This is a genomic window from Plantactinospora sp. WMMC1484 (genome assembly GCF_049315195.1).
Lineage (GTDB): Bacteria > Actinomycetota > Actinomycetes > Mycobacteriales > Micromonosporaceae > Plantactinospora.
On record NZ_CP186055.1, the window covers coordinates 4,511,935 to 4,534,389 of the forward strand.

The 22,455-nt window shown below is 72.6% G+C and carries 24 protein-coding genes; 15 read left to right on the forward strand and 9 right to left on the reverse strand.

What is annotated here, in order from left to right:
- Positions 1-45 precede the first annotated feature (45 nt).
- The 3 genes from ACN28C_RS19805 to ACN28C_RS19815 all read left to right on the forward strand — a co-directional run bounded on the left by ACN28C_RS19805 (position 46) and on the right by ACN28C_RS19815 (position 3,237).
- The gene (locus tag ACN28C_RS19805) at positions 46-330 is read left to right on the forward strand and encodes an HPr family phosphocarrier protein (protein ID WP_422769024.1); all 285 of its coding nucleotides are present in this window, start codon (positions 46-48) and stop codon (positions 328-330) included.
- Positions 323-2,050 (forward strand): phosphoenolpyruvate--protein phosphotransferase, encoded by a 1,728-nt coding sequence (ptsP, locus tag ACN28C_RS19810; RefSeq protein ID WP_422769025.1) that lies wholly within the window; start codon positions 323-325, stop codon positions 2,048-2,050. Before ACN28C_RS19805 ends, ptsP begins: the two co-directional genes overlap by 8 nt.
- Positions 2,051-2,364: 314 nt before the next feature.
- Positions 2,365-3,237 (forward strand): ArsR/SmtB family transcription factor, encoded by an 873-nt coding sequence (locus tag ACN28C_RS19815; RefSeq protein ID WP_422769026.1) that lies wholly within the window; start codon positions 2,365-2,367, stop codon positions 3,235-3,237.
- Between the two features lie 61 nt (positions 3,238-3,298).
- Here ACN28C_RS19815 and ACN28C_RS19820 read toward each other — a convergent pair whose 3' ends face one another.
- Entirely contained in the window at positions 3,299-4,504 is a 1,206-nt protein-coding gene (locus tag ACN28C_RS19820; protein ID WP_422769027.1) for an esterase-like activity of phytase family protein, read from the reverse strand.
- Positions 4,505-4,760: 256 nt separating this feature from the next.
- Between ACN28C_RS19820 and ACN28C_RS19825 the strand changes: the two genes are divergently transcribed.
- Both ACN28C_RS19825 and ACN28C_RS19830 read left to right on the forward strand, forming a co-directional pair.
- The gene (locus tag ACN28C_RS19825; protein WP_422774740.1) at positions 4,761-5,066 is read left to right on the forward strand and encodes an ArsR/SmtB family transcription factor; all 306 of its coding nucleotides are present in this window, start codon (positions 4,761-4,763) and stop codon (positions 5,064-5,066) included.
- Positions 5,066-5,452 carry a VOC family protein gene (locus tag ACN28C_RS19830; protein WP_422774741.1) on the forward strand — a complete coding sequence of 129 codons (387 nt, stop codon included), beginning with the start codon at positions 5,066-5,068 and terminating at the stop codon, positions 5,450-5,452. Before ACN28C_RS19825 ends, ACN28C_RS19830 begins: the two co-directional genes overlap by 1 nt.
- Before the next feature lie 140 nt (positions 5,453-5,592).
- On the opposite strand, the gene ACN28C_RS19835 is transcribed toward ACN28C_RS19830, so the two are convergent.
- A complete protein-coding gene (locus ACN28C_RS19835; RefSeq protein WP_422774742.1) occupies positions 5,593-6,816 on the reverse strand; it encodes a multidrug effflux MFS transporter in 1,224 nt (407 codons plus the stop codon).
- Between the two features lie 348 nt (positions 6,817-7,164).
- Here ACN28C_RS19835 and ACN28C_RS19840 point away from each other — a divergent pair, with 348 nt between their 5' ends.
- From ACN28C_RS19840 to ACN28C_RS19870, 7 genes are all read left to right on the forward strand, one after another.
- Positions 7,165-8,229, forward strand: a complete 1,065-nt coding sequence (locus tag ACN28C_RS19840) for a DUF2332 domain-containing protein (RefSeq protein WP_422769028.1) — start codon at positions 7,165-7,167, stop codon at positions 8,227-8,229.
- 128 nt (positions 8,230-8,357) lie between these two features.
- A complete protein-coding gene (locus ACN28C_RS19845) occupies positions 8,358-8,576 on the forward strand; it encodes a GntR family transcriptional regulator (RefSeq protein ID WP_422769029.1) in 219 nt (72 codons plus the stop codon).
- A 72-nt stretch (positions 8,577-8,648) separates the two neighbouring features.
- The gene (locus ACN28C_RS19850) at positions 8,649-9,005 is read left to right on the forward strand and encodes an ArsR/SmtB family transcription factor (protein ID WP_421493392.1); all 357 of its coding nucleotides are present in this window, start codon (positions 8,649-8,651) and stop codon (positions 9,003-9,005) included.
- Between the two features lie 84 nt (positions 9,006-9,089).
- The gene (locus ACN28C_RS19855; protein WP_422769030.1) at positions 9,090-10,148 is read left to right on the forward strand and encodes a sugar kinase; all 1,059 of its coding nucleotides are present in this window, start codon (positions 9,090-9,092) and stop codon (positions 10,146-10,148) included.
- A gap of 17 nt (positions 10,149-10,165) precedes the next feature.
- Positions 10,166-10,945: an IclR family transcriptional regulator gene (locus tag ACN28C_RS19860; RefSeq protein ID WP_422769031.1), complete on the forward strand. Its 780-nt coding sequence runs from the start codon at positions 10,166-10,168 to the stop codon at positions 10,943-10,945.
- 231 nt (positions 10,946-11,176) lie between these two features.
- On the forward strand, positions 11,177-11,785 hold the full coding sequence (locus tag ACN28C_RS19865; protein WP_422769032.1) for a bifunctional 4-hydroxy-2-oxoglutarate aldolase/2-dehydro-3-deoxy-phosphogluconate aldolase: 609 nt from the start codon (positions 11,177-11,179) through the stop codon (positions 11,783-11,785).
- Positions 11,786-11,861: 76 nt separating this feature from the next.
- The gene (locus tag ACN28C_RS19870) at positions 11,862-13,004 is read left to right on the forward strand and encodes a CapA family protein (protein WP_422769033.1); all 1,143 of its coding nucleotides are present in this window, start codon (positions 11,862-11,864) and stop codon (positions 13,002-13,004) included.
- An 18-nt stretch (positions 13,005-13,022) separates the two neighbouring features.
- On the opposite strand, the gene ACN28C_RS19875 is transcribed toward ACN28C_RS19870, so the two are convergent.
- The 4 genes from ACN28C_RS19875 to ACN28C_RS19890 all read right to left on the reverse strand — a co-directional run bounded on the left by ACN28C_RS19875 (position 13,023) and on the right by ACN28C_RS19890 (position 17,310).
- Positions 13,023-14,069 carry an ABC transporter permease gene (locus tag ACN28C_RS19875; RefSeq protein WP_422774743.1) on the reverse strand — a complete coding sequence of 349 codons (1,047 nt, stop codon included), beginning with the start codon at positions 14,067-14,069 and terminating at the stop codon, positions 13,023-13,025.
- Positions 14,070-14,164: 95 nt separating this feature from the next.
- Positions 14,165-15,049, reverse strand: a complete 885-nt coding sequence (locus tag ACN28C_RS19880; protein ID WP_422769034.1) for an ABC transporter ATP-binding protein — start codon at positions 15,047-15,049, stop codon at positions 14,165-14,167.
- A 192-nt stretch (positions 15,050-15,241) separates the two neighbouring features.
- Positions 15,242-15,958, reverse strand: coding sequence for a response regulator (locus tag ACN28C_RS19885; RefSeq protein WP_422769035.1), 717 nt, complete (start codon positions 15,956-15,958; stop codon positions 15,242-15,244).
- The gene (locus tag ACN28C_RS19890) at positions 15,955-17,310 is read right to left on the reverse strand and encodes a sensor histidine kinase (RefSeq protein WP_422769036.1); all 1,356 of its coding nucleotides are present in this window, start codon (positions 17,308-17,310) and stop codon (positions 15,955-15,957) included. The genes ACN28C_RS19885 and ACN28C_RS19890 overlap by 4 nt, the downstream gene beginning before the upstream one ends.
- 205 nt (positions 17,311-17,515) lie before the next feature.
- On the opposite strand from ACN28C_RS19890, the gene ACN28C_RS19895 reads away from it, so the two are divergent.
- The 3 genes from ACN28C_RS19895 (at position 17,516) to ACN28C_RS19905 (ending at position 19,948) form a co-directional block, all read left to right on the forward strand.
- Positions 17,516-18,640: an LLM class flavin-dependent oxidoreductase gene (locus ACN28C_RS19895; RefSeq protein ID WP_422769037.1), complete on the forward strand. Its 1,125-nt coding sequence runs from the start codon at positions 17,516-17,518 to the stop codon at positions 18,638-18,640.
- On the forward strand, positions 18,637-19,251 hold the full coding sequence (locus ACN28C_RS19900; RefSeq protein ID WP_422769038.1) for an FMN reductase: 615 nt from the start codon (positions 18,637-18,639) through the stop codon (positions 19,249-19,251). The genes ACN28C_RS19895 and ACN28C_RS19900 overlap by 4 nt, the downstream gene beginning before the upstream one ends.
- 229 nt (positions 19,252-19,480) lie before the next feature.
- Entirely contained in the window at positions 19,481-19,948 is a 468-nt protein-coding gene (locus ACN28C_RS19905) for a hypothetical protein (protein WP_422769039.1), read from the forward strand.
- A gap of 8 nt (positions 19,949-19,956) precedes the next feature.
- On the opposite strand, the gene ACN28C_RS19910 is transcribed toward ACN28C_RS19905, so the two are convergent.
- From ACN28C_RS19910 to ACN28C_RS19920, 3 genes are all read right to left on the reverse strand, one after another.
- Positions 19,957-20,796: an aldo/keto reductase gene (locus ACN28C_RS19910; RefSeq protein WP_422769040.1), complete on the reverse strand. Its 840-nt coding sequence runs from the start codon at positions 20,794-20,796 to the stop codon at positions 19,957-19,959.
- A 118-nt stretch (positions 20,797-20,914) separates the two neighbouring features.
- The gene (locus ACN28C_RS19915; RefSeq protein WP_422769041.1) at positions 20,915-21,904 is read right to left on the reverse strand and encodes an FAD binding domain-containing protein; all 990 of its coding nucleotides are present in this window, start codon (positions 21,902-21,904) and stop codon (positions 20,915-20,917) included.
- A complete protein-coding gene (locus tag ACN28C_RS19920; protein WP_422774744.1) occupies positions 21,901-22,452 on the reverse strand; it encodes a 2Fe-2S iron-sulfur cluster-binding protein in 552 nt (183 codons plus the stop codon). Before ACN28C_RS19920 ends, ACN28C_RS19915 begins: the two co-directional genes overlap by 4 nt.
- Between the last annotated feature and the right edge of the window lie 3 nt (positions 22,453-22,455).

The window sequence follows — 22,455 nt, forward strand, 5'->3', positions numbered from 1 at the left end:
CCACGAATCCCCAAGACCGACTCGACTCCTGTGAGGGAGGCCATCATGGCTACGCGTACGGTGACCGTCGGTTCCGCCAGTGGCCTGCACGCCCGCCCGGCGGCGCTCTTCGTCGCGGCGGCCGGGGCCGCACCGGTCCCGGTGACCATCCGGACCGGCGAGAAGCGGGCGGTGCCGGCCAACAGCATGCTCTCGGTGCTTTCCCTCGGCGCCAAGCAGGGCACCGAGGTGGTGCTGGAGGCCGACGGAGAGGGCGCCGAGGCGGCCCTGGACGACCTGGCCGACCTGCTCGCCCGGGACCTCGACGCGGAGGAGCCGGCCGATGCCTGAGCCGGCCGGCCAGCAGTCCGCGAGCGCCGTGCCCCAGTCCGCGGGCGGCGACCTCCAGTCCGCAAGCGGCGGTGCACGGTCTGCGGGCAGCGGTGTGCTGCACGGGATCGGGGTCAGCCCGGGGCTCGCGGGTGGGCCGGTGCTCCGGGTCGCCGGGGTGCCGGCGCTGCCCGAGCCGGTGCCGGTGGCCGACCCGTCCGCCGAGGCCGACCGGGCGGTGGCGGCGCTGCGCGAGGTGGTATCCGAGCTGACCCGCCGGGCCGACCGTTCGGGCGAGAAGACCCTGGTCGATGTGCTCCGCGCCCAGGCGATGATGGCCGAGGACCCGGTGCTGCTGGACGCCGTACGCGACAGCGTGCTGTCCGGGGCGGACGGGCCGCACGCCATCGACGCCGCCTTCGCCACCCACCGGTCGGCCTTCGAGGCGGCCGGCGGCTACCTCGCCGAGCGGGTCGCCGACCTCGACGACCTGCGCAACCGGGCGGTGGCGGTCTGCCTCGGCCGGCCGATGCCCGGGGTTCCCTCGCCGGGACACCGCTACGTGCTCACCGCCTGGGATCTGGCGCCGGCCGACACCGTCGACCTGGACCCGGAGCAGGTCGTCGCGCTGGTCACCGAGTCGGGCGGCCCGACCAGTCACACCGCCATCCTTGCCCGCGCGCTCGGGCTCCCTGCGGTGGTCGCCTGCCCCGGGGTGCGCGACGTCACCGACGGCACGACGGTGCTGGTCGACGGCGTGACCGGGCAGGTCCGGGTGGACGTCGACCCGGCGGAGGTGACCGCCGCCACGTCCGCCGAACGGGAGCGGCAGGCGGCGGTGGCGGCGAGCTCCGGGCCGGGCCGGACGGCCGACGGGCACCCCGTCGCCCTGCTCGCCAACATCGGCTCGGCCCGGGACCTGGCCGCGGTCGAGGAGGCCGAGGGGGTCGGGCTCTTCCGCACCGAACTGCTCTTCCTGGACCGCAGCCGGGAGCCGTCGCTGGACGAGCAGGCCGAGGCGTACCGGCAGGTTTTCGCGGGTCTGACCGGGCGCCGGGTGGTGATCCGCACCCTGGACGCCGGGGCGGACAAGCCGCTGCCGTTCCTGCACCAGGCCGACGAGCCCAACCCGGCGCTCGGGGTACGCGGCCTGCGGCTGGCCCGGCACCGGCCGGAACTGCTGCACACCCAGTTGGCGGCGATCGCCCGCGCGGCGGAGCAGACGGCGGCGGAGGTCTGGGTGATGGCACCGATGGTCGCCACCCGGGCCGAGGCGGCCGAGTTCGCCGACGCGGTACACGCGGTCGGGCTGCCGAAGGCCGGAGTGATGATCGAGGTGCCTTCGGCGGCGTTGCAGGCCGCTCAGCTGTTGGAGGCCGTCGACTTCCTGAGCATCGGCACGAACGATCTCAGCCAGTACACCTTCGCCGCCGACCGGCAGTCCGGCGCACTGGCCGAGCTGCTGGATCCGTGGCAGCCCGCCCTGTTGCGGCTGATCGCCGAGGTCGGTGCCGCCGGCCGGGCCGCCGGCAAGCCGGTCGGGGTCTGTGGCGAGGCGGCGGCCGACCCGCTGCTCGCCCCGGTCCTGGCCGGCCTCGGCATGACGAGCCTCTCCATGTCGGCCCGCTCGCTGCCCCCGGTGCGCGCGGCACTGGCCGGGCGTACGTACGCCGACTGCGAACGCCTGGCCCGGCTGGTCCTGGCTGCCGACGATCCCACCCAGGCCCGCCAAGCCGCCTGACCAGAAGGAAGGGCGCCCGCTCACCGCTTCCGGGGTGGCAGCGGGCCCTTCCTGAGGCGCGGCGCCCACCGTCTGGAACGGTCCGAGAGATCACGGCAGCTCATGGTTCGCGACGAACCAAAGCCTCCCGACGACCTTGGGGCTTGCCGCGGTTGATCGGCGAGCGGAGCCGAGCCGAGCCGAGCCGGTCCGGTCCGGTCGGCGGAGGCGGCGACCGAACGATCACCAGTCTCGGACACCAGTCGTTGACATGCAGCCGGATGGCTGCCTATGGTTTGGGCAACCAGTGGGCTGCATGTTGGGGGGATTCGGCGGTGGACGAGGTGTTCAAGGCGCTGGCCGACGGCAGCCGCCGCCGACTGCTGGACAGCCTGAACACCCGCAACGGGCAGAGCCTGCGGGAACTCTGTGCCGGACTGGAGATGACCCGGCAGTCCGTCAGCAAGCACCTGGCGGTGCTGGAGGCGGCCAACCTCGTCACCACGCTGTGGCGCGGCCGGGAGAAGCTGCACTACCTCAACGCCGAGCCGATCAACGCCATCGCGGACCGCTGGATCAATCAGTACGACCGGGCGCGGGTGCACGCACTCGCCGACCTCAAGAGGGCATTGGAGCAGGCACCCATGGCCGAGCACGAATTCGTCTACACCACCTTCATCAACACCACCCCGGAACGCCTCTGGCAGGCGATCACCGATCCCGCGTTCACCAGCCGGTACTGGGGGGTCACCTTCGAGACGGACTGGCAGCCCGGCTCGGAGATGGTCTGGGTGGCGAACGGCGCCCGGATCGTCGACCCTGCCCAGGTCGTGCTGGAGGCGGAGCCGTACCGGCGGTTGTCCTTCACCTGGCACAGCTTCACACCGGAGTTCGCCAAGGCGTACGAGATGGATCCGGCGGAGGTGGCCAAGCTGGCCGAGGAGCCGCGGAGCAGGGTCAGCTTCGAGATCGAGCCGCGGGGTGGGACAGTGCGGCTGAGGGTCGTGCACGAGGGCTTCGCACCTGACAGCCTGCTGCTGGACAGCATCGGGGAGGGCTGGTCGGAGCTGCTCTCCAGCCTCAAGACGCTGCTGGAGACCGGCGAGCCGCTGCCGCAGGGCGCCCCGGAAGGGAAGGGCGCCGCGGAAGGGAAGGGCGAGCCGGGACGGCAGGGCGAGCCGAAGCCGGCAGTGCCGGCGGCCGACTGATCCGTGGTGCCGGCCGGCCCGCCGGCCCCGCGACGGTCGACGCCCCGGGGCCGGCCGGAGCTCAGTAGCGGTGCAGGATCCGCTTGTCGGAGTCGAGGTCGTGGTCCAGCTTGATCACGATGAACTCGTTGTCGTCCGGCTGGCCGGGGGTGCGGCCGTTGGAGAACGGGAAGTTGTTGTCGTTGAGCACGGCGATGGTGCGGTCGTCGAGGATGACGACATCCTCGATCGTCTGGAACGGGAAGGTGAAGGTCCGGCCGAAGCCACCCACCCGCTTCGGGTTGGCGATGTTCATCAGGTCGGCGACCAGGGTCTTGTCGAGCTGGCCGTCGCGGTTGCGGTCCCGACGGTCGGCCAGGTAGATCTTCTTGACCTTCGCGGTCGCACCCTGCCCGTTGTCCCGCTCGATGACGAGGAAGCGGTCCCGGTCGACCGCGATCGCGTCGCCGATCGCGAAGCCCGGGTCGTCGAGCTGGTACGTCCAGCGCCGCCCGGTGTACGCGGCGCGGGCGATGTCGAACTCGTACAGCCGCAACGCGCCCGGGGCGTCACCGGCGACCGTACCCTCCAGCAGCGGGTAGAGGGTGCGGCCGTCCGGTGACTGCGCCATGCCCTCGAAACCCTTGCTGCCGCCGAGGTTGGCCGGGGTCTCGCCCCGGGTCGGGTTCTCCGGTGCGAAGACCCCCGGCAGCGGTACCGGCGGCGCGAGCAGCCGGCCGGCCCGGTCGAAGTGCAGCAGCCACGGCCCGAACTCGTCGCCGATCCAGTAGGTTCCGTCGAGGGTACGGGTGATCGACTCCACGTCGAAGTCGGCGCCGGTGAGCACCCGGTCCGGCCGGGTCAGCGGGAACGGCACCCTCCCGTCCGGGTCGGTAAGGGTGATCCCGCCAAGCACGTCGACGGTGCCGGAGCGGAAGTCCGGACCGATCCGCTGGATCCGGAGCAGGAAGTCGGCGCTGTTGGCCTTGTTGCCGTACCCGTTGTCGGAGAGGACGTCGAAGGTGCCGTCGCTGTTGCGGAGTACGCCGCTGAAGCCCTGCACCGGCTGGTCGGCGAAGGGCGGCACGACGCCGTTGCTGGGCGTACCCCCGAGCAGGGACCCGGACGGCTCACTGCCCGGCACGAAGGTCTCGGCCGGCAGCGCCGCGAACCTCAGCAACTCGGCGCGGTCCCAGGTGCTCCGATCGGTGGCGGAGGCCACCCCCGGCACGGTGATCGCCAGGGCGGCGAGCGCGGCGCCCATGCCGACCCGCTTCATTATTCCCATCGGTCCTTCTTTCGTGTCAGGAACTCGCTGGGAGGCTAGGTGCGGCCGGTGAATGCGGGCTGTCTGCGAGGCGGTGATTGCCGGAACCTTTACCGGCCCCAGCCGGCCGGCGGCGGCCCGGTCGGGCCCGCTCCACCGGAGACGTGCGCACCACCTTACCGCCGGCGCCGCGTCACCCCAGCCACTGGTGGCTGTCGATCAGTCCGGGCCAGCCGTCCGGCCCGCCCGTTGATAGGCAAGTGCCGGCTTGCCTATGATGGTGTCCGTGGACGCAGAACCCGACCTGTTCAAGGCAATCGGCGACGCGACGCGACGCACCATTCTGGACGAGCTGATCGACAAGGACGGCCAGACGCTGTTCGAGATCTGTGGTCGGCTGACCATGAAACATGGCCTGGCCTCCTCACGCCAGGCCATCTCGCAGCACCTCGCGGTGCTCGAACTGGCCGGACTGGTGCACACCCGGCGGCAGGGCCGGTACAAGTTCCACCACATCGACACGGCCCCGCTGCGCTCGATCGTCGAGCGGTGGCCCATTGACCGAGAGGAACCAGACCCGTGATCCGCATCAACATCACCAGCGTGTTGGTCGACGACCAGGCCAAGGCGCTCGCCTTTTACACGGAGAAGTTGGGGTTCATCAAGAAGACCGACGTGCCCGCCGGCGAGGCTCGCTGGCTCACCGTCGTTTCTCCCGCCGACCCGGACGGTGTCGAGCTGCTGCTGGAGCCGGACGGCCACCCGGCGGCCGGGCCGTTCAAGCAGGCCCTGGTCGCCGACGGTATCCCCCTCACCCAGTTCGCCGTCGACGACGTGTACGCCGAGGTCGAACGGCTCAAGGGGCTGGGCGTCGAGTTCACCCAGGAGGCCACCGACCTGGGGCCGGTGGTCACCGCCGTCCTCGACGACACCTGCGGCAACCTGATCCAGCTCGCCGCCATGAAGTAGCGACGTAGGGCACCCGGCCCCGGCGGCGCCGGTCCGAGCCGCCCGTCCGGTCCTCTTGAACGAGGATCGGACGGGCGGAGGACGGGCGGGCGGCGCGGCGGACGCGGGCCGTACTCGCGGCCACCTCGCCGCTGCCGCCGTCAGTGCGCGGCGACCGGTACCGTCTCCGGGGTGGCCGCGGCGAGCCGCGCCGGTCGGACCACCAGGAGCAGCATCGAGAGCGCCGCCACCATGGCGGCGAAGATCACGGTACCCATGCCCACGCTGCCGTTGCCGAGCACACCGACCAGTGGTGCCAGGATCGCGCCGATGCCGAACTGGATCGCGCCGAGCAGCGCCGCCGCCGTGCCGGCCGCCTCACCGTGCCGGCTCAGTGCCAGCGCCGGAGCGTTCGGCATGGCCAGTCCCGACGCGGCGAGCACACCCCAGAGCGACACCAGCACGGCGGGCAGCCCGCCGAACCCGGTCGCGGCGAAGCCGAGCAGTGCGAGCCCGGCGAGCGCTCCGGCGGCCAGCGCGGAGACCAGGATCCGCTGCGGGGTGTACCGGCGCAGCAGCCGGACGTTGAGCTGGGAGGCTCCGATCAGCCCCACCGCGCCGGCGCCGAAGACGATCCCGAACTGCCGCTCGTCGAGGCCGTACTCCTCCTGGAAGACGAAGGACGAGCCGGAGACGTACGCGAAGAGCGCCGCCATCGCCAGCCCGGCGACCAGGACGAGCCCGACGAAGATCCGGTCCCCCAACAGCGTCCGGTAGATCCGCACGGTGCCGCGGACGCCACCCCTGCGCCGCCGGTGCGCCGGCAGCGTCTCGGGCAGCTTGAACGCCGCGAGGGTGACCAGCGCGATCCCCAGGACACCGAGCGCGAGGAAGACGCCGCGCCAGTCCGTCCAGCCCAGTACCGCGCTGCCGAGCGTGGGCGCCAGCACCGGGGCGGCACCCATCACCAGCATCAGACGCGAGAAGATCCTGGCGAAGGCGGTACCGGTGAAGAGGTCACGCACCACGGCCATCGCCACCACCGACGCGGCGGCGGTGCCGAGGCCCTGCAACACCCGCAGCAGGCCGAGCACTCCGATGTTCGGGGCGACGACGCAGAGCGCCGAGGCGACCACGTGCAGCACCAAGCCGGCGAGGAGCGGAAGACGCCGGCCGAGCGCGTCCGAGAGCGGCCCGATCAGCAGCTGGCCGAGGGCGAGTCCGGCCAGGGTGCCGGTGAGGGTCAACTGGACCGCCGCCTCGGCGGTCTGGAAGTCGGCGGTGATCGCCGGCAGTGCCGGCAGGTACATGTCGATCGTCAGCGGCCCGATCGCGATCAGCGCGCCGAGGACGAGCACGAGTCGCAGGCGCTCCCGGGCGGTCATCGCGTCGCCCGGCGTGTCGGACGGCACGGTGGCCTCGACGTGCTCGGCGGTGGCGGTCATTCTGCCCTTCCCGGCTGGTAGAGATCCCTTCCCGGCTGGTAGAGATATGGTGCGACCGCCTGGCGGTCATACGGCGAGGCCGCCTGGCGGTCGTATGGTGCGACCGCCTGGCGATCGGTGTTCTGGACACGGCGACCGGAGATCCGGGCGCGGACAGCGGAGATCACATCTGCCTCCAACCGCTTGCGCTGCCGGGCATTCCCGGTTGATCAAGAGGTGCCTCAGCTCACACCCGCCGCGCCCGTCGCACACCGGACCTCGGCCCACTTCGGTTCGGATACTTGGGGGATGGCGACGGCGCGGGAAATCGACGAACTCGCGGGACACTTCCGGGACGCGCCGAAGACCTTCACCACCTCCCCGCTCTACCGGGCGCTCTGCCCGGTGGTGGCAGGGGATCGGCCGACGCTGGAAATGCTGGCCGGCCGGCGGCTGGGACAGCAGGCGTCGTATCTGTTCTTCGGGGCCGCACACTATCTGTTGCTCGGCGGGGCGGAGCACCCCGTGCGGGAATTCTATCCGTCACTGGTAGGTCCGGCGGCCGCAGACCCGGCCGGTGCCGGGCCGGTTTTCCGGGATTTCTGTCACCGCTTCCGGGCCGAGCTCGGTCGGCTCGTCCGCGGCCGACTGGTGCAGACCAACGTCGTACGCCGGGCGGTCGCGCTGCGGTACGCACTCTGGGCGGTCGGGCAGCGGTGCCCCGGACCGGTGCACCTGGTCGAGGTCGGCGCCAGCGCCGGTATCCACCTCTACGTCGACCGCTACCGGTATCTGCTCGGCGAGCAGGTCTTCGGACCCTCCGACGCCGCTATCACGCTCGACAGCCGGTGGTTGGGCCGGTTGCCGTTGCCGGACCTGGATGACGTACCCGCGATCGCCAGCCGGACCGGCGTGGACCTGCACCCGGTCGACGTCGCCGACGAGCGCGACCGACGCTGGCTGCGCGCGCTGGTCTGGCCCGAGAACCGGGACGCGGCAAGGTTGCTGGAGGCCGCGCTCGATGCGGTGGCGGCGGAGCCGCCGGTCATGATCGCCGGTGACGCGGTCGAGGTCTGCCCGGAGCTGGGCCGGCACCTGCCGGCCGGCGAGCCGAGAGTGGTCTTCCACGCGGCGACCCGGATGCACGTGCCGGCCGACCGGCGCGCCGAGTTCGACCGGGCGATCGACTCGATCGGCGACGGCGGCCCGCTCTATCACGTCTGGCAGGAGCCACCGGCGGCGCCGCATCGGGGGCACGTCGCCGATCCGCGAGGCGAGTTGGCGATGCACGGCCCGGACGTCGACGTGGTCGTGCCGCTGCTCCGGGTCGACGGTCACCTCCGCTGGCTCGCCCCGCTGGACGCCTCGGCCTGACCGGCGAGTCCCGCGGATCACTCGGCGGCGGTCACTCGGGCGGCGGTCACTCGGGCGGCGGTCACTCGGGCGGCGGTCACTCGGGCGGCGGTCACTCGGCGGCGGCGTTTGTCAGCATGATCAACCCCATGTCGCCGACCCCGCTCTACGTGCAACTCGCGGATCTGCTGACGAAGCGGCCCCAGGACGGCGAACCGGCGGCGGGGCAGTTGCTGCCCAGCGAGACGCAGCTCCGGCAGGAATACGGGGTGGCGCGGGGGACCGTGCGGTCGGCCGTGGCGCTGCTTCGGGAACGCGGACTGGTCGTGACGCTGCCTCAGCGCGGGACGTACGTGCGCGAGGCGTGACGCGTGCGTACCGCATTCGCCCCGGGCGGACGCGGTGGACGGGGGCGGCGGCCGGCGCCAGACTAGGTGCCCGTGTACGTACCCGACGACTCGACCTCCGCCGGTAACGGCCCGGACCTGCCCACGGGCGCCCAGATCGACGCGGCGGTGACCGCGCTGCGGATGCTCGCCGAGCCGACCCGGCTGCGCCTGCTCTGGCTGCTCCGGGACGGCGAGTACGACGTGGGCAGCCTCGCCCTGGCCGTCGGTGCCGCGCGGCCGGCGGTGTCGCAACACCTCGCCAAGCTGCTACTGGCCGGCCTGGTGGGGGTGCGGCGGGACGGGCGGCGTGCGCTCTACCGGGCGCGAGGCGGCCATGTCCGCCGGCTGGTCGCCGAGGTCCTCTACGCCGCCGACCACCACGTCACCGGTGCCCCCGATCACGACTGACCGCCCTGGCGTAGGGTGTCGTCCGTCAACGGGTGGTGCAGATATCGAGCACGTGGTGCAACATGTGCACCAGATGGGAGACGTGTGATCCCGATCGGTGCCGTCGACGGCGAGCGGGCCGGCCAGCCGACCGACTGGCCGGCAGGATGGCTCGACGCGCTCTGCGTCGGCGAGACGATGGTGATGGTGACGCCGACCCCCGGCGGCCGGCTGGACGCCGAGTCGACCTTCGTGCTGCGGGCCGGTGGCGCCGAGTCGAACGTCGCGATGTTTCTCGCCGCACTCGGGCACCGGGTCGGCTGGGCCGGCCGGGTCGGCGCCGATCCGCTCGGTGACCTGGTCGTCGAACAGGTCCGGGGGACCGGGGTGGACACCTCACTGGTCGAGGTGGACCAGGCCCGGCCGACCGCCGTCTACCTCAAGGATCCCGGTCCGGACGGCACGCGGGTCTACTACTACCGACGCGGTTCCGCCGCCGCCGGCATGGACCCGGAGTACGCCGACCGGATCGACGCGGTGCCGGCGACCGTCCTGCACCTCAGCGGCGTGACCCCGGCACTCTCCGGCAGTTGCCGCGCCCTCGTCGATCACCTGGTCAGCATCCGGCCGGCGGGGCGAGGACTTGTCTCCTTCGACGTGAACCACCGGCCGGCGCTCTGGTCCGACCGGTCCGCCGCCGCGACCGAACTGCTCCGGCTGGCCCAGGCCGCCGACGTGGTCTTCGTCGGGCTGGACGAGGCGGCGCGGCTCTGGGACGTCACCACCCCGGAGCAGGTCCGCGCCCTCCTGGACCGTCCGGGGGCCCTGGTGGTGAAGAACGGTGCGGTGGAGGCGGTCACCTACACCGCTGACAGCGTCACCGTCGAGCCGGCCCGCCCGGTCGAGGTGGTGGAGCCGGTCGGTGCCGGCGACGCCTTCGCGGCCGGCTGGCTCTCCGGCGCGCTACGCGGCCTCGACCAGACCGCCCGGCTGCGGCTCGGGCACCTGGTCGCCGGTGCCGCGCTCGGCTCGGTCTCGGACTTCGCCGCCCTGCCCCCGGTGCCGGCGATCTGCGCCGCGCTGGAGATCACCCCCGACTCCTGGCACGCCGCCGGTCCCTCCGCCGCCACGGCCGCCGGCGGTAGCGCCGCCGCCAAGGGCTGACTCGGGAGCGACGACCGATGTCCCAGACCGTCGAGCGCGCGCTGCGCATCATCGAACTCTTCGCCCAGCGTCCGCACTCGCTGGGCGAGATCGCCGCCGATCTCGGCGTGCACCGGTCGACCGCCCTGCGCCTGGTGCAGACCCTCGAACGCGGCGGCTTCGCCCGGCCGGTCGACGGCCGGTACACCGTCGGGTTCCGGATGGTGGCGATCGCACAGCACGCCGTCGAGCAGCTCGACCTGCACCCGGTCGCGCACCCGCACCTGCTCCGGCTCGGCGACCGGTACGGCCACACCGTGCACCTCGCCCAGATGGTCGAGGACGAGATCGTCTATGTGACCAAGGTGGAGGGCCGAGGAGCGCTGCGGATGCGCTCCCGGGTCGGCCAGCCGGTCGACCCGCACACCTCCGGGGTGGGCAAGGCGATCCTGGCCCACCTCGAGGAGTCGACCCGGGAGCGCATCCTGGCCCGGCTCAGGTACCCCCGGCACACCGAAACCTCGATCACCGACCCGGCCGCGTTCCGCACCGAGCTGGCCCGGATCGCGGAGCGGGGCTGGGCCGAGGACGACGGCGAGTTCGAGGACTTTGTCGCCTGCGTCGCCGTACCGGTCCGGGACGCCCGGGGCCGGGTCGCCGGCGCCGTCTCGCTCACCGCGCTGCGTGCCGCCACCCCGCTGGAACGGCTCCGCGACCTCCTGCCGGAACTGACCGAGACCTGCGCCGCGATCTCCCGGGACCTCGGCTGGACCGGCGGCTCCCCGGCCACCGGCCCGAGCGGGCAGCACCGACCCTGAAAGGCGTACCGACCGACCGTGAAGGGCGCACTGACCGACCGTGAAGGGCGCACTGACCGACCGTGAAGGGCGCACTGACCGACCGTGAAGGGCGCACTGACCGACCGTGAAGGGCGCACTGACCGACCGTGAAGGGCGCACTGACCGACCGTGAAGGGCGTACCGACCGACCGTGAAGGGCGTACCGACCGACCGTGAAGGGCGCACCGACCATGAAGGGAAGGAACCACCATGCCCAACCCGTCGACCGCCTACTTCGACGACCTCTTCACCGGCCGCCCGGTGATGGCCATCCTGCGCGGCCTCGACCCCGACCGGACGGTGGAACTCTGCGAGCGGGCCTGGGACGCCGGCATCGAGGCGGTCGAGGTACCGGTGCAGAGCCCGGACGCCCTTCCCTCGCTGCGCGCGGTGATCGCGGCCGGTCGGGACCGCGACCGGCCCGTCGGCGCCGGCACGGTGGTCACCCCGGAGCAGGTCCACACCGTGTACGAGGCCGGCGCCGTCTTCACCGTCGCTCCCGGCTACGACCCGGAGGTGGCAGCCGAGTGCGCCCAGCTCGGCCTCGCCCACCTGCCCGGGGTCGCCACCTCCTCCGAGATCGGCCGGGCGCTGCGTGCCGGACACACCTGGCTGAAGGCGTTCCCGGCCGGCGACCTCGGCGTCGGCTGGATCCGGGCCCAACTCGCCCCCTTTCCCACGGTGAGGTTCGTCGGCACCGGCGGCATCGACGCCGACAACGCCCCGACCTTCCTCGCCGCCGGCTGCCGGGTGGTCGCGGTCGGTTCCGCATTGCAGGACCCCCGCCAGCTCGACCTGCTCGCCCGGCTCGGCGTGTAAGGCGGGGGCCCTTTTACAACAGAAAACGATATGCGGGGGCCCTTCCTTACACCTGTGGGCGCGTAGCCTTCGGCGGGTGGAGAGCAGCGGTGCGCGGGCGTGGCGGGTGGCGTTGGCGGGCGTGACGGCCGGCATGGCCCTGCTGGCCGGCATGGCCCTGCTGGCCGGCGCGGCCCTGCTGGGCGGCTGTTCGTCGGAGCCGGACGCCGCACAGTCGACCGCTGCGGGGTCTCCGACCACTGCGGCGTCCCCGACGCCCAGCGCGCCGGCGGGCGGGTCGGTGACTCCGGCCGCACCGGTGGAGCTGCGCCTCGCGTTCGCCGGTGACGTCCACTTCACCGGTCGTACGCTGCGGTTGCTGGACGATCCGGAGAGCGCGTTCGGCCGGATCACACCGACGTTGCGGGACGCCGACCTGACCCTGCTGAACCTGGAGACGGCGGTGACCGGGCGGGGCACCCCGCAGCCCAAACGGTTTCGCTTCCGGGCACCGGAGAGCGCGTACGCGGCCCTGCACGCCGCCGGGGTGGACGCCGCGTCGATCGCCAACAACCACGTACTCGACTACGGGCCGGTGGGACTCCGGGACACGCTCGACGCGGCGGCAAGGGCGGAGTTCCCGGTCTTCGGCGCGGGCCGTAACGCCGATGCCGCGTACGCGCCCTGGCTGACCACGGTGCGCGGCGTCCGGGTCGCCGTTCTCGGCATGTCGCAGGTGCACGAGCTGGCGGCGCAGTGGAAGCCGACCGCTACCCGGCCCGGGGTGGCGATGGCGTTCGACGCCGACCGGGCCACCGCCGCCGTCCGGGCCGCCCGGAGCCGGGCCGATCTCGTGATCGTCTTCATGCACTGGGGGGTCGAGGGCAGTTCCTGCCCGAGCGGCGAGATGAGGAGCTTCGCCAACCGGATGGCGCGGGCCGGCGCCGACATCGTGCTCGGTACGCACGCGCACACCCTGCTCGCCGACGGCTGGCTCGGCCGGACCTACGTGCACTACGGGCTCGGCAACTTCCTCTGGTACGGCGACTCGAAGAGCACCGACTCCGGCGTGCTCCGGTTGACGGTCCGGGGCCGTACGGTCATCCGCAACGAGTTCCTGCCCGGCACGGTCTCCCGTACCGGGCAGCCGGTACTCGTCGCCGGGGCGGCCCGGCAGCGGATCGAGGACCGGATCGCCTCGGCGAAACGCTGCTCCGGCCTTGCTGCCGAACGATCCTGAGGTTCGCCGCGAGGCGGGTCAGGAGATCCGCGTCTCGCGTTCCCGCCAGGCGGCCCGCAGCGTGGTCTTGCCGTTGGTGCGCAGTAGCGACCCCTCGTAGAGTCGGGCGGCCAGCGCCAGGAAGAGCGCGGCGGCCCCGACCAGGATCAGTAGCGCCGGGATCGGCTCCCAGCCGGCGGCGTCACCGGAGAAGAGCCGCAGTGGCATCGCGGTCGGCGACGAGAACGGGATGTAGGAGAGCAGCGTCATCACCGCCGGTTTCTCGTTGAAGAAGATCACCAGGAAGAACGGTGCCATGATCACCAACTGGGCCGGGGTGGAGGCTCCGCCGATGTCCTCCTGCCGGCTCACCAGCGCTCCGGTCACCGCCCACATCGACGCCACCAGCACGAAGCCGACGACGAAGAACGGGACGAACCAGGCGATCGCCGGGGCGAGCTGGCCCAGCAGCCGGGTGTCGCTCCCGGCGACCTGCATCGAGGCCACCGCGATCACCGCGAGCAGCACCACCTGGCCGAGGGCGAGGGCGCCGTTGCCGAGCACCTTGCCGGCGAGCAGGGCCCGGACCGGCACGGCGGTCACGAGGATCTCCACGATGCGGGTCTGCTTCTCCTCCGTGACGCTCTGCGCGATCTGCACGCCGAAGGCGATGGAGACGAAGAAGAAGACCATCGCGAAGGACGCCGGCACCAGGAAGGACAGCGCCGGGCTCAGCGCGTCGGGGTCGAGCAACTGCACCGGGGGAGCGGTGCTCAGCGCCCGGAGCACGGAGTTCGGCGCACGCTCCATCGCCAGCACCCGGATGCCGGCGGCGCCGTCGCCCGGCACCACGGCCGCCTCGACCTCGCCGTCCCGGACCAGTTGCTCGGCCTGCCCGGGGTCGGTGGCGCGCACCACCTCCATGCCGGCCTGTTCCAGTGTGGTGGCGGCGTCGCCGGAGCCGACCACGGCGACCGCCGTCGAGCCGCTGCCGCCGAAGATCGCCGGCAGGACCGTGCCGGCGACCGCGATCAGCAGGAAGATGACGGTGCTGATCAGGAACGTCCGGTCGTGCAGCTTGACCATGATTTCCCGGCCGGCGACCAGCCTGGTCGAGGCCCAGAGCGAGGTGCTGCCGGCCGGCCCGGCCTGCGGCGGGGTGCGGGGCGGGGCGAGCGTCGTCACTGGGTGACCTCCCGGAAGATTTCGGCGAGCGAGGGGACGACCGGGGCGAAGGCGCGTACCGGGCCACGGGCGAGCGCCGCCCGCAGCACCGTCTGGTCGTCGGCGGGATCGGCGAGGTCGATCACGACCCGCGCCCCGTCGAGGTCCACGACGGAGATGCCGGGCAGGTCGCGGATCCAGCCGGCGTCGCCGTCGAGGACGAGTTCGTAGCGCGGGGTGGCGTGTCTGGTACGCAACTCGGTGCGGCTGCCGACCGCGCGTACCGCGCCGGCGGCGATGATCACCAGGTCGTCGCAGAGCCGTTCCACCACGTCGAGCTGGTGGCTGGAGAAGAGTACCGGCGCACCTCTCCCGGCCCGCTCCCGCAGCACCCCGGCGACCACCTCGACGGCGATCGGGTCGAGCCCGGAGAACGGCTCGTCCAGGACCAGCACCTCGGGGTCGTGCACCAGCGCGGCCGCGATCTGGGCCCGCTGCTGGTTGCCGAGGGAGAGTTTCTCCACGGGGTCGTCGGCCCGCTCCGCCAGGCCGACCCGGTCGAGGAGTTCGTCGACGCTGCGCCTGGCGGCCGGCGCCGTCAGCCCGTAGAGCCGGCCGAGGTAGACGAGCTGTTCCCGGACCTTCATCTTGGGGTACAGGCCGCGTTCCTCCGGCATGTATCCGAAGCGCTGCCGCACGGCCCGGGTGATCGGCCCGCCGTTCCAGCTCACCGTGCCGGAGTCGGCGGAGAGCAGGCCGAGGATGATCCGCATCGCGGTGGTCTTGCCGGCGCCGTTGGCACCGACGAATCCGGTCATCCGGCCCGGTGCCACCTCGAACGAGATGTCGTCGAGCACTCTCCGGTCGCCGAACGACCGATCGACCGACGCGACGCGCAGCATCCGCCCTCCTCCACCGTGTCCCGCACCACCCGGGCACCCTGCCCGGCGGGGTCGAGGTTAGTTCGCCCGCGGCGCGGCGGCGTCCGCCGTGCGGCGGAACCGCAAGGATGATCGACTTCGGTCACGCCAGGCCACGCCAGGCCACGCCGCCGGAGCCGGCCGGCGTGGGGTGCGTGGTGCCTGCGGAGCCGGTCAGCCGCCGGCACCGCCGGGGGTCACCACGCCGTGCTCGTACGCGAAGACAACCGCCTGGGTACGGTCGCGCAGGCCGAGTTTCATCAGTACCCGGGAGACGTGGGTCTTCACGGTGGCCTCGCCGAGTACCAGCCGCTGCGCGATCTCGGCGTTGGAGGCGCCCCCGGCGAGCTGGACCAACACCTCCCGTTCCCGCTCGGTCAGCTCGGCGAGCCGGCGTCGGTCGAGCTCGTCGGGGCCGGCGGTGGCGGGATCGGGTGCTCCGGCCGCCGCCGTGGCGGCGGCGGTGAAGGTGGCGATCACCCGCCGGGTGAGCTGCGGGGCCAGCAGGGCGTCGCCCCGGGCGAGGATCCGCACCGCCTCGACCAGTTCCTCCGGGGAACCGTTCTTCAGCAGGAACCCGCTGGCCCCGGCCCGGAGGGCGGCGAAGAGGTAGTCGTCCCGGTCGAAGGTGGTCAGGATCAGCACCGCCGGCCCGGCCGAGCCGCTGGCCGCGACGATCTGCCGGGTCGCCGCCAACCCGTCCAGGTGCGGCATCTCCACGTCCAGGAGTACGACGTCGGGTCGCTCGGCCACGGCCAGCTCGACGGCCCGCCGGCCGTCCGCCGCCTCGCCGACCACCTCGACGTCGTCCTCCGTCTCCAGGATGATCCGCAGGCCGGCCCGGACGAGCTGCTGGTCGTCGGCGAGAAGGACCCGGATCCGCCCCGTCACGCCGGCACCCCCGGTAGGCGGGTGTCGCTGGCGGCGCCCGCCTGGGTGATCGGGAAGCGGGCCCGAACCCGGAAACCGCCGCCGGCCCGGGCACCCACCTCCAGGCTGCCGTCGTGCGCGGCGACCCGCTCCCGCATGCCGATCAGGCCGAGCCCGGCGGGGGACCGGGCCGGGACGGAGAACGGCACGCTCCGGCCGTCGTCGGTGACCTCCACCTCGACCTCCCGGCGCAGGTACCGGATCCGGATGTCGACCGCGCTGGCCCGGGCGTGCTTGATCGTGTTCGTCATCGCCTCCTGCACGATCCGGTAGCCGGCCTGGGAGACCGACTCCGGCACCGGCACCGGGGTACCGTAGACGGTGTACTCGACGGCGAGTCCGGCGTCCCGGGCGCCCTGGAGCAGGCTGTTGACCTGCTCCAGTCCGTAGCCGAGTGCCCCGTCGGTGGCTCCCGCGTTGCGGAGCACCCCGAGCATCCGGCGCAGTTCGTCGACGGCGGTCCGGGCGCTCTGCTCCACGGCGGCGAGGGCGGTCTTCGCCGTTGCCGGATCCTTGTCCATCACCCGCCGGCTGGCGCTGGCCTGCACGCCCATCACCGAGACGTGGTGGGCGACGACGTCGTGCAGCTCGCGGGCGATGCGTACCCGCTCCTGGTTCACCGCCCGCTCGGCGTTCTCGGCCCGGGACCGGCGCAGCTCCTCGGCCTGCACCTCCAGCTCGTGCTGGCGCAGCGCGGAGGTCCAGGTGCGGTTGCCGAGCAGGTAGGCGAGGAGGAAGTAGGCGCCGTTGAGGAGGACGGTGGCGACCGCGGCGGCGAACAGCGGGGAGATCGGTCCCGCCGCCCCCGGAAACTCCGACTGTTGCGAGGCGATGGTGAGCCCCACCGCGATCGCCAGCCAGGTGAACATCGCGGCGATGACGCCGATCCTGATCCGGGCGGCGAGCCGGCGGTCGCGCCCCCACGCGCCGAGGCTGTAGACGGCGATGAAGAGACTCGCGGAGGAGACCATGGTCTCGGGCGAGTGCCGGAGCTGGGCGGCGATGAAGATCGCGGCGAGCACGCTGGTGCTGATCTCCGGATGGGTACGCCGCCAGATCAGTGGCAGTCCCACCGCCACCGCCCAGGCCAACTGCTCGGGCCAGGGTGGCGGCGGGCCGAGCGGGAAACTGCCCATGCTGTTGGAGAGCACCACACTGAGCAGGGCGAGCGCAGCCATCGAGAAGCCCAGAAAGAGGTCCCGGCGCCGCCCCTGCGGGCCGGGCCCGGGGCGTACCCATGGGTGCGTCGCGGCGTCGTCGCCCGGCGCGCCGCTCCGCGCCGGGTCCTCCTGTCGTGCTCTGTCAGCCGCCACCCGACATGAATAACGTATCCGCCGCGTCCCGCGCACCCCCGACGTACCGGCATGGCCAGGATCACCGACAGTAACCCGCCTGGCACGCGGGCGCGTCCGGCAGCGAATAGTTGACTCGGCAAGTACGCGGAATACTTGACTCGGCAAGTATGTTGTGCGAGTCGATCCGGGAGTTGGCGCCGGAGAACGAGGACGGGAGCGGGCGATGCAGTTCGGGATCTTCAGCGTCGGTGACGTGACTCCGGATCCGACCAACGGGCGGGTGCCCACCGAGGCCGAGCGGATCAAGGCCATGGTGGCCATCGCGCTCAAGGCGGAGGAGGTCGGACTGGACGTCTTCGCCACCGGCGAGCACCACAACCCGCCATTCGTGCCCTCCTCGCCCACCACGATGCTCGGGTTCGTCGCGGCGCGGACCAGCCGGCTGCTGCTCTCCACCGCGACCACGTTGATCACCACCAACGACCCGGTGAAGATCGCCGAGGACTACGCGATGTTGCAGCACCTGGCAGACGGCCGGGTCGACCTGATGATGGGGCGAGGCAACACCGGACCGGTCTACCCGTGGTTCGGGCAGGACATCCGCAACGGCATCCCGCTGGCGATCAACAACTACGACCTGCTGCGCCGGCTCTGGCGGGAGGATGTCGTCGACTGGCAGGGGAAGTTCCGCACGCCGTTGCAGTCGTTCACCTCGACGCCCCGGCCGCTGGACGGGATCCCACCGTTCGTCTGGCACGGCTCGATCCGCAGCCCGGAGATCGCCGAGCAGGCCGCGTACTACGGCGACGGGTTCTTCGCCAACCACATCTTCTGGCCGAAGGAGCACACCCAGCGAATGGTGGGCCTCTACCGGCAGCGCTTCGAGTACTACGGCCACGGCTCCGCCGACCGGGCCATCGTCGGCCTCGGCGGGCAGGTGTTCATGCGGCGCAACTCGCAGGACGCGGTGACCGAGTTCCGGCCCTACTTCGACAACGCACCGGTCTACGGGCACGGCCCGGCCCTGGAGGACTTCGTGCGGGAGACCCCGCTGACCGTCGGCAGCCCGCAGCAGGTGATCGACCGGACCCTGACCTTCCGGGAGTACGTCGGCGACTACCAGCGCCAGCTCTTCCTGGTCGACCACGCCGGGCTGCCGCTGAAGACGGTGCTGGAGCAGCTCGACATCCTCGGCGAGGAGGTCGTACCGGTGCTGCGCGAGGAGTTCGCCGCGCGGCGCCCCGCACACGTACCGGAGGCGCCGACGCACGCCTCGATGAGGGCGGAGCGGGACGCGGCGGCGAAGGCCGGGGCGGGCGCCGGCGCCGAGGCGGGGGCCACCCGATGACGGAGCGCACCCTCGCGGTCATCTCGGCGGGCCTGCGGGTGCCGTCGTCCACCAGGCTCCTCGCCGACCAGCTCGCCGCGGCCACCGGCGTCGAACTCGAGCGCCGGGGCGTGCCGGTCCGCACCGAGCCGGTCGAGCTGCGCGACCACGGGCACGACATCGTGAACCATCTGCTCACCGGCTTTCCGCCGACGGCGCTGAAGCAGGTTATCGACGTCGTCTCCGGTGCCGACGGGCTGATCGTGGTGTCGCCGATCTTCAACGCCTCGTACAGCGGGTTGTTCAAGTCGTTCTTCGACCTGCTCGGGGACGACGCCCTGGGCGACCGGCCGGTCCTGATCGGCGCCACCGGCGGCACCGCCAGGCACTCCCTCGCCCTCGAACACGCCCTCCGGCCGATGTTCAGCTATCTGCGCGCGGTGGTGATGCCGACCTCGGTCTTCGCCGCGCCGGAGGACTGGGCCGGTGGCGCCGCGCAGGGCAGCCTGCGCGGCCGGATCGAGCGGGCCGCCCGGGAACTCGCCGGGCAGGTCGCCCGGCGCGGGCCGGTCGAGGTCGCCGACCCGTTCCGGCTCACGAGCACCTTCGACCAGCTGCTGACCGGTGACTGAGCCGCATCCACGCCAACGTGCAGGCGGTGACTGAGCCGCACCCACGCCAATGTGCACACGCCAACGTGCAGGCGGCGGCACAGCCGCACCCTAGCCAACACGGACGAGGGGCGACCGACCCGTAGCCGTGCCGGCGTGCGAGGGGCGACCGACCGTAGCCGTGCCGGGTGCCGGGTGCCGGGTGCGGGGTGTGCCGGGCCGGCGCGGACGCGTCCGGTTGAATGTGCCGATGACCCCACCGGTACCCCGGGCCATCACGTCGGCCACTCTCCGCGCCGTGGAGGCGGCCCGCGCACAGGATCGCGACGCGCTCGACTCCGCCGCCGCCGAGCTGGCCCTGCTCCCGGCCGAGCAGGTCGGGCGGGTCCTCGGCACGGTGCTGCGGCTGCTGCTGGAGCAGGCCCATCCCGACGGGCTGGCCGGCGAGGACGTGCAGGCGGTACTCGTCCGCTGCGCCCGGGCCAACGCCGGCTGGTTGCCAGGGCTGGACGTCGGGACCCTGGCGATGCTGCTGACCGGGGCACTCGGCGTACACGAGATGGCGGAGCAGGCACCGCCGGCCGAGCCGGCGGCGGTGGCCCGACACGCGCCGCTGCTCGTCGCCGACCTGCTCGCCGTCACCGGCGGAGCGGCCGGCGACTACCTCGCCGCCGCGCTCTCCGAGATCGCCGCCGCCGAGACGATGGAGCTGCCGTAGGGCCCGCGTCAGTGCCCCTCCGTCTCGGAGTCGACGGCGGCCTCCTCGCCCCGGTCGAGCGCGGAGAGCGCGGCGACCTCCTCGGGGGTGAGCGTGAAGTCGAAGACGTCGATGTTGCTCTTCATCCGCGCCGGGTTGGCGGTCTTCGGAATCGGGATGAGCTCCAGCTCCAGGTGCCAGCGCAGGACGACCTGCGCGGGGGTGCGGCCGTACCGGTCGGCGAGGTCGGTCACCACGGGCTGGCCGAGCAGCTCGCCGCCATGCCCGATCGGGCCCCAGGACTGGGTCGCGATCCCGTGCTCCCGGTGGTAGGCCCGGGCGGCGTCCCGGGTCAGGCTCGGGTCCAACTGGATCTGGTTGACGTCCGGCGTCACGTCGGTCGCGGCGCGGATCCGGTCGATGTGCGCGGGTTTGAAGTTGGAGAGGCCGATGGCGCGTACCCGGCCGTCCCGGAGCAGGTCGGTGAGGCCGAGGAAGGCGTCGACGTACCGGTCCTGCCACGGCATCGGCCAGTGGATCAGATAGAGGTCGAGGTAGTCGAGGCCGAGCTTGTCGACGCTGTCCCGGAACGCCTCCTGGACCCTGTCCCGGCCGTGCCACTCGCCGTTGAGCTTGCTGGTGACGAAGAGCTCCTCCCGGGGCACCCCGGAGGCGCGCAGGCCACGGCCGACGCCGACCTCGTTGCCGTACCTGTAGGCGGTGTCGACGAGCCGGTAGCCGATCCCGATCGCCTCGGCAACGGCCCGCTCGGCCTCGTCGTTGTCGAGCGGCCAGGTGCCGAAGCCGAGCTGCGGGATCTGGGCGCCGTTCGCCAGGCGGCGGGTGGGCACGGTGGGCTCTGTGGTCATATGGCTGATCTCCTGCGGTGCGGGTGCGGCCCGCTGGCGCGGGTCGGTGCGACGTTCCAGATCAACCTACCCGCACCGCCGGCCCTGGCCGGCCGGGCCCTGAGTCGCCTGGGCGGAGTCAGGCGGGGCCGTCGACCAGGTCGAGCAGGGTGCGGGTGACCGTGTTGCGGGCCAGCGGCACCTTGAAGGCGTTCTCCGGCAGCGGCCGGGCTTCGGCGAGTTCCGCCTCGGCGGCCGCCCGGAACAGCTCCTCCCGGGCCGGGCCGCCCCGCAACAGTTCCTCGGCCCGGCTGGCTCGCCACGGCTTGTGCGCCACACCGCCGAGCGCGATCCGCACGTCCCGGACCGTACCGTCGGCCACGTCGATCGCCGCGGCCACCGAGACCAGTGCGAACGCGTACGACGCCCGGTCGCGTACCTTGCGGTAGCGCGACCGGGTGGCGAAGGCCAACGGGGGCACCTCGATCGCGGTGATCAGTTCGCCGTGCTCCAACACGGTGTCCCGGTCCGGAGCGCCGCCCGGCAACCGGTGCAGCTCGGTCAGCGGGATGCGTCGCCCGCCGCCCGGACCCTCCGTGTGCACGGTGGCGTCCAGCGCGGCCAGCGCGACCGCGAAGTCCGACGGATGGGTGGCGACGCACTCCGGCGAGGTGCCGAGGATGGCGAGTTCGCGGTGGTACCCCTCGATCGCCGAGCAGCCGGTGCCGGGCTCCCGCTTGTTGCAGGGCGTGGTGACGTCCTGGAAGTAGACGCAGCGGGTGCGTTGCAGCAGGTTTCCGCCGGCGGTCGCCAGGTTGCGCAGCTGCCCGGAGGCGCCGGAGAGCAGCGCCTGGGAGAGCACCGGATAGCCGCGCCGGAGCAGCGGATGCGCGGCCAGGTCGCTGTTGGGGGTGGCGGCGCCGATCAGGATGCCGCCCCCGGGCGCCTCCTCGACCCGGTCGGAGGTGAGCCGGCGTACGTCCACCAGCAGGTCGGGGGTGGCCACCTCGAGCTTCATCAGGTCCACCAGGTTGGTCCCGCCGCCGAGGTACGCACCGTTCGGCGCCTCGGCGAGCAGCGCGACAGCGCGGGAGACGTTCTCGGAGCGGGTGTACCGGAACGGCTTCATCGCCGGGCCAGTTCCAGGATCGCGGGCACCATGTTGGCGTACGCGGCGCAGCGGCAGAGGTTGCCGCTCATCCGTTCCCGGATCTCGTCGGCGTCCAGACTCCGCCGCTCCCCGCCATCGCTTCCGCCGGCACCCCCGCCCCCGTCGTCGGGCACCGCCCCGACCGGGGTGACCGCGCTGGGCCAGCCCGCCTCGGCCTCGCGGAGCATCGCCACCGCCGAGACGATCTGCCCGGGCGTGCAGTACCCGCACTGGAAGGCGTCGTACTGGATGAAGCAGCGCTGCATCGGGTGCAGGTCGCCGTCGGGCGCGAGTCCGGCCGCGGTGACGATCTCGGCGCCGTCGTGCGCCACCGCGAGGGCGAGGCAGCTGTTCACCCGTCGACCGTCCAGCAGGATGGTGCAGGCGCCGCACTGGCCGTGGTCGCAGCCCTTTTTCGGGCTGGTGTTGCCCAGCCGCTCACGGAGGGCGTCCAGCAGCGTGGTCCGGGTGTCGACGACGACCCGATGGGCCGTCCCGTCCACCCGGATGCTGACCTCGGCGTCCACGGT

Excerpts from the sequence above, each read along its gene's own strand:
- ACN28C_RS19805 (WP_422769024.1), top strand. The coding sequence starts at position 46 with ATGGCTACGCGTACGGTGACCGTCGGTTCCGCCAGTGGCCTGCACGCC.
- ptsP (WP_422769025.1), top strand. The coding sequence starts at position 323 with ATGCCTGAGCCGGCCGGCCAGCAGTCCGCGAGCGCCGTGCCCCAGTCC.
- ACN28C_RS19820 (WP_422769027.1), bottom strand. The coding sequence starts at position 4,504 with ATGGGAATAATGAAGCGGGTCGGCATGGGCGCCGCGCTCGCCGCCCTG.
- ACN28C_RS19825 (WP_422774740.1), top strand. The coding sequence starts at position 4,761 with ATGGTGTCCGTGGACGCAGAACCCGACCTGTTCAAGGCAATCGGCGAC.
- ACN28C_RS19835 (WP_422774742.1), bottom strand. The coding sequence starts at position 6,816 with ATGACCGCCCGGGAGCGCCTGCGACTCGTGCTCGTCCTCGGCGCGCTG.
- ACN28C_RS19840 (WP_422769028.1), top strand. The coding sequence starts at position 7,165 with ATGGCGACGGCGCGGGAAATCGACGAACTCGCGGGACACTTCCGGGAC.
- ACN28C_RS19845 (WP_422769029.1), top strand. The coding sequence starts at position 8,358 with ATGTCGCCGACCCCGCTCTACGTGCAACTCGCGGATCTGCTGACGAAG.
- ACN28C_RS19860 (WP_422769031.1), top strand. The coding sequence starts at position 10,166 with ATGTCCCAGACCGTCGAGCGCGCGCTGCGCATCATCGAACTCTTCGCC.
- ACN28C_RS19865 (WP_422769032.1), top strand. The coding sequence starts at position 11,177 with ATGCCCAACCCGTCGACCGCCTACTTCGACGACCTCTTCACCGGCCGC.
- ACN28C_RS19875 (WP_422774743.1), bottom strand. The coding sequence starts at position 14,069 with ATGGTCAAGCTGCACGACCGGACGTTCCTGATCAGCACCGTCATCTTC.
- ACN28C_RS19880 (WP_422769034.1), bottom strand. The coding sequence starts at position 15,049 with ATGCTGCGCGTCGCGTCGGTCGATCGGTCGTTCGGCGACCGGAGAGTG.
- ACN28C_RS19895 (WP_422769037.1), top strand. The coding sequence starts at position 17,516 with ATGCAGTTCGGGATCTTCAGCGTCGGTGACGTGACTCCGGATCCGACC.
- ACN28C_RS19900 (WP_422769038.1), top strand. The coding sequence starts at position 18,637 with ATGACGGAGCGCACCCTCGCGGTCATCTCGGCGGGCCTGCGGGTGCCG.
- ACN28C_RS19905 (WP_422769039.1), top strand. The coding sequence starts at position 19,481 with ATGACCCCACCGGTACCCCGGGCCATCACGTCGGCCACTCTCCGCGCC.
- ACN28C_RS19910 (WP_422769040.1), bottom strand. The coding sequence starts at position 20,796 with ATGACCACAGAGCCCACCGTGCCCACCCGCCGCCTGGCGAACGGCGCC.
- ACN28C_RS19915 (WP_422769041.1), bottom strand. The coding sequence starts at position 21,904 with ATGAAGCCGTTCCGGTACACCCGCTCCGAGAACGTCTCCCGCGCTGTC.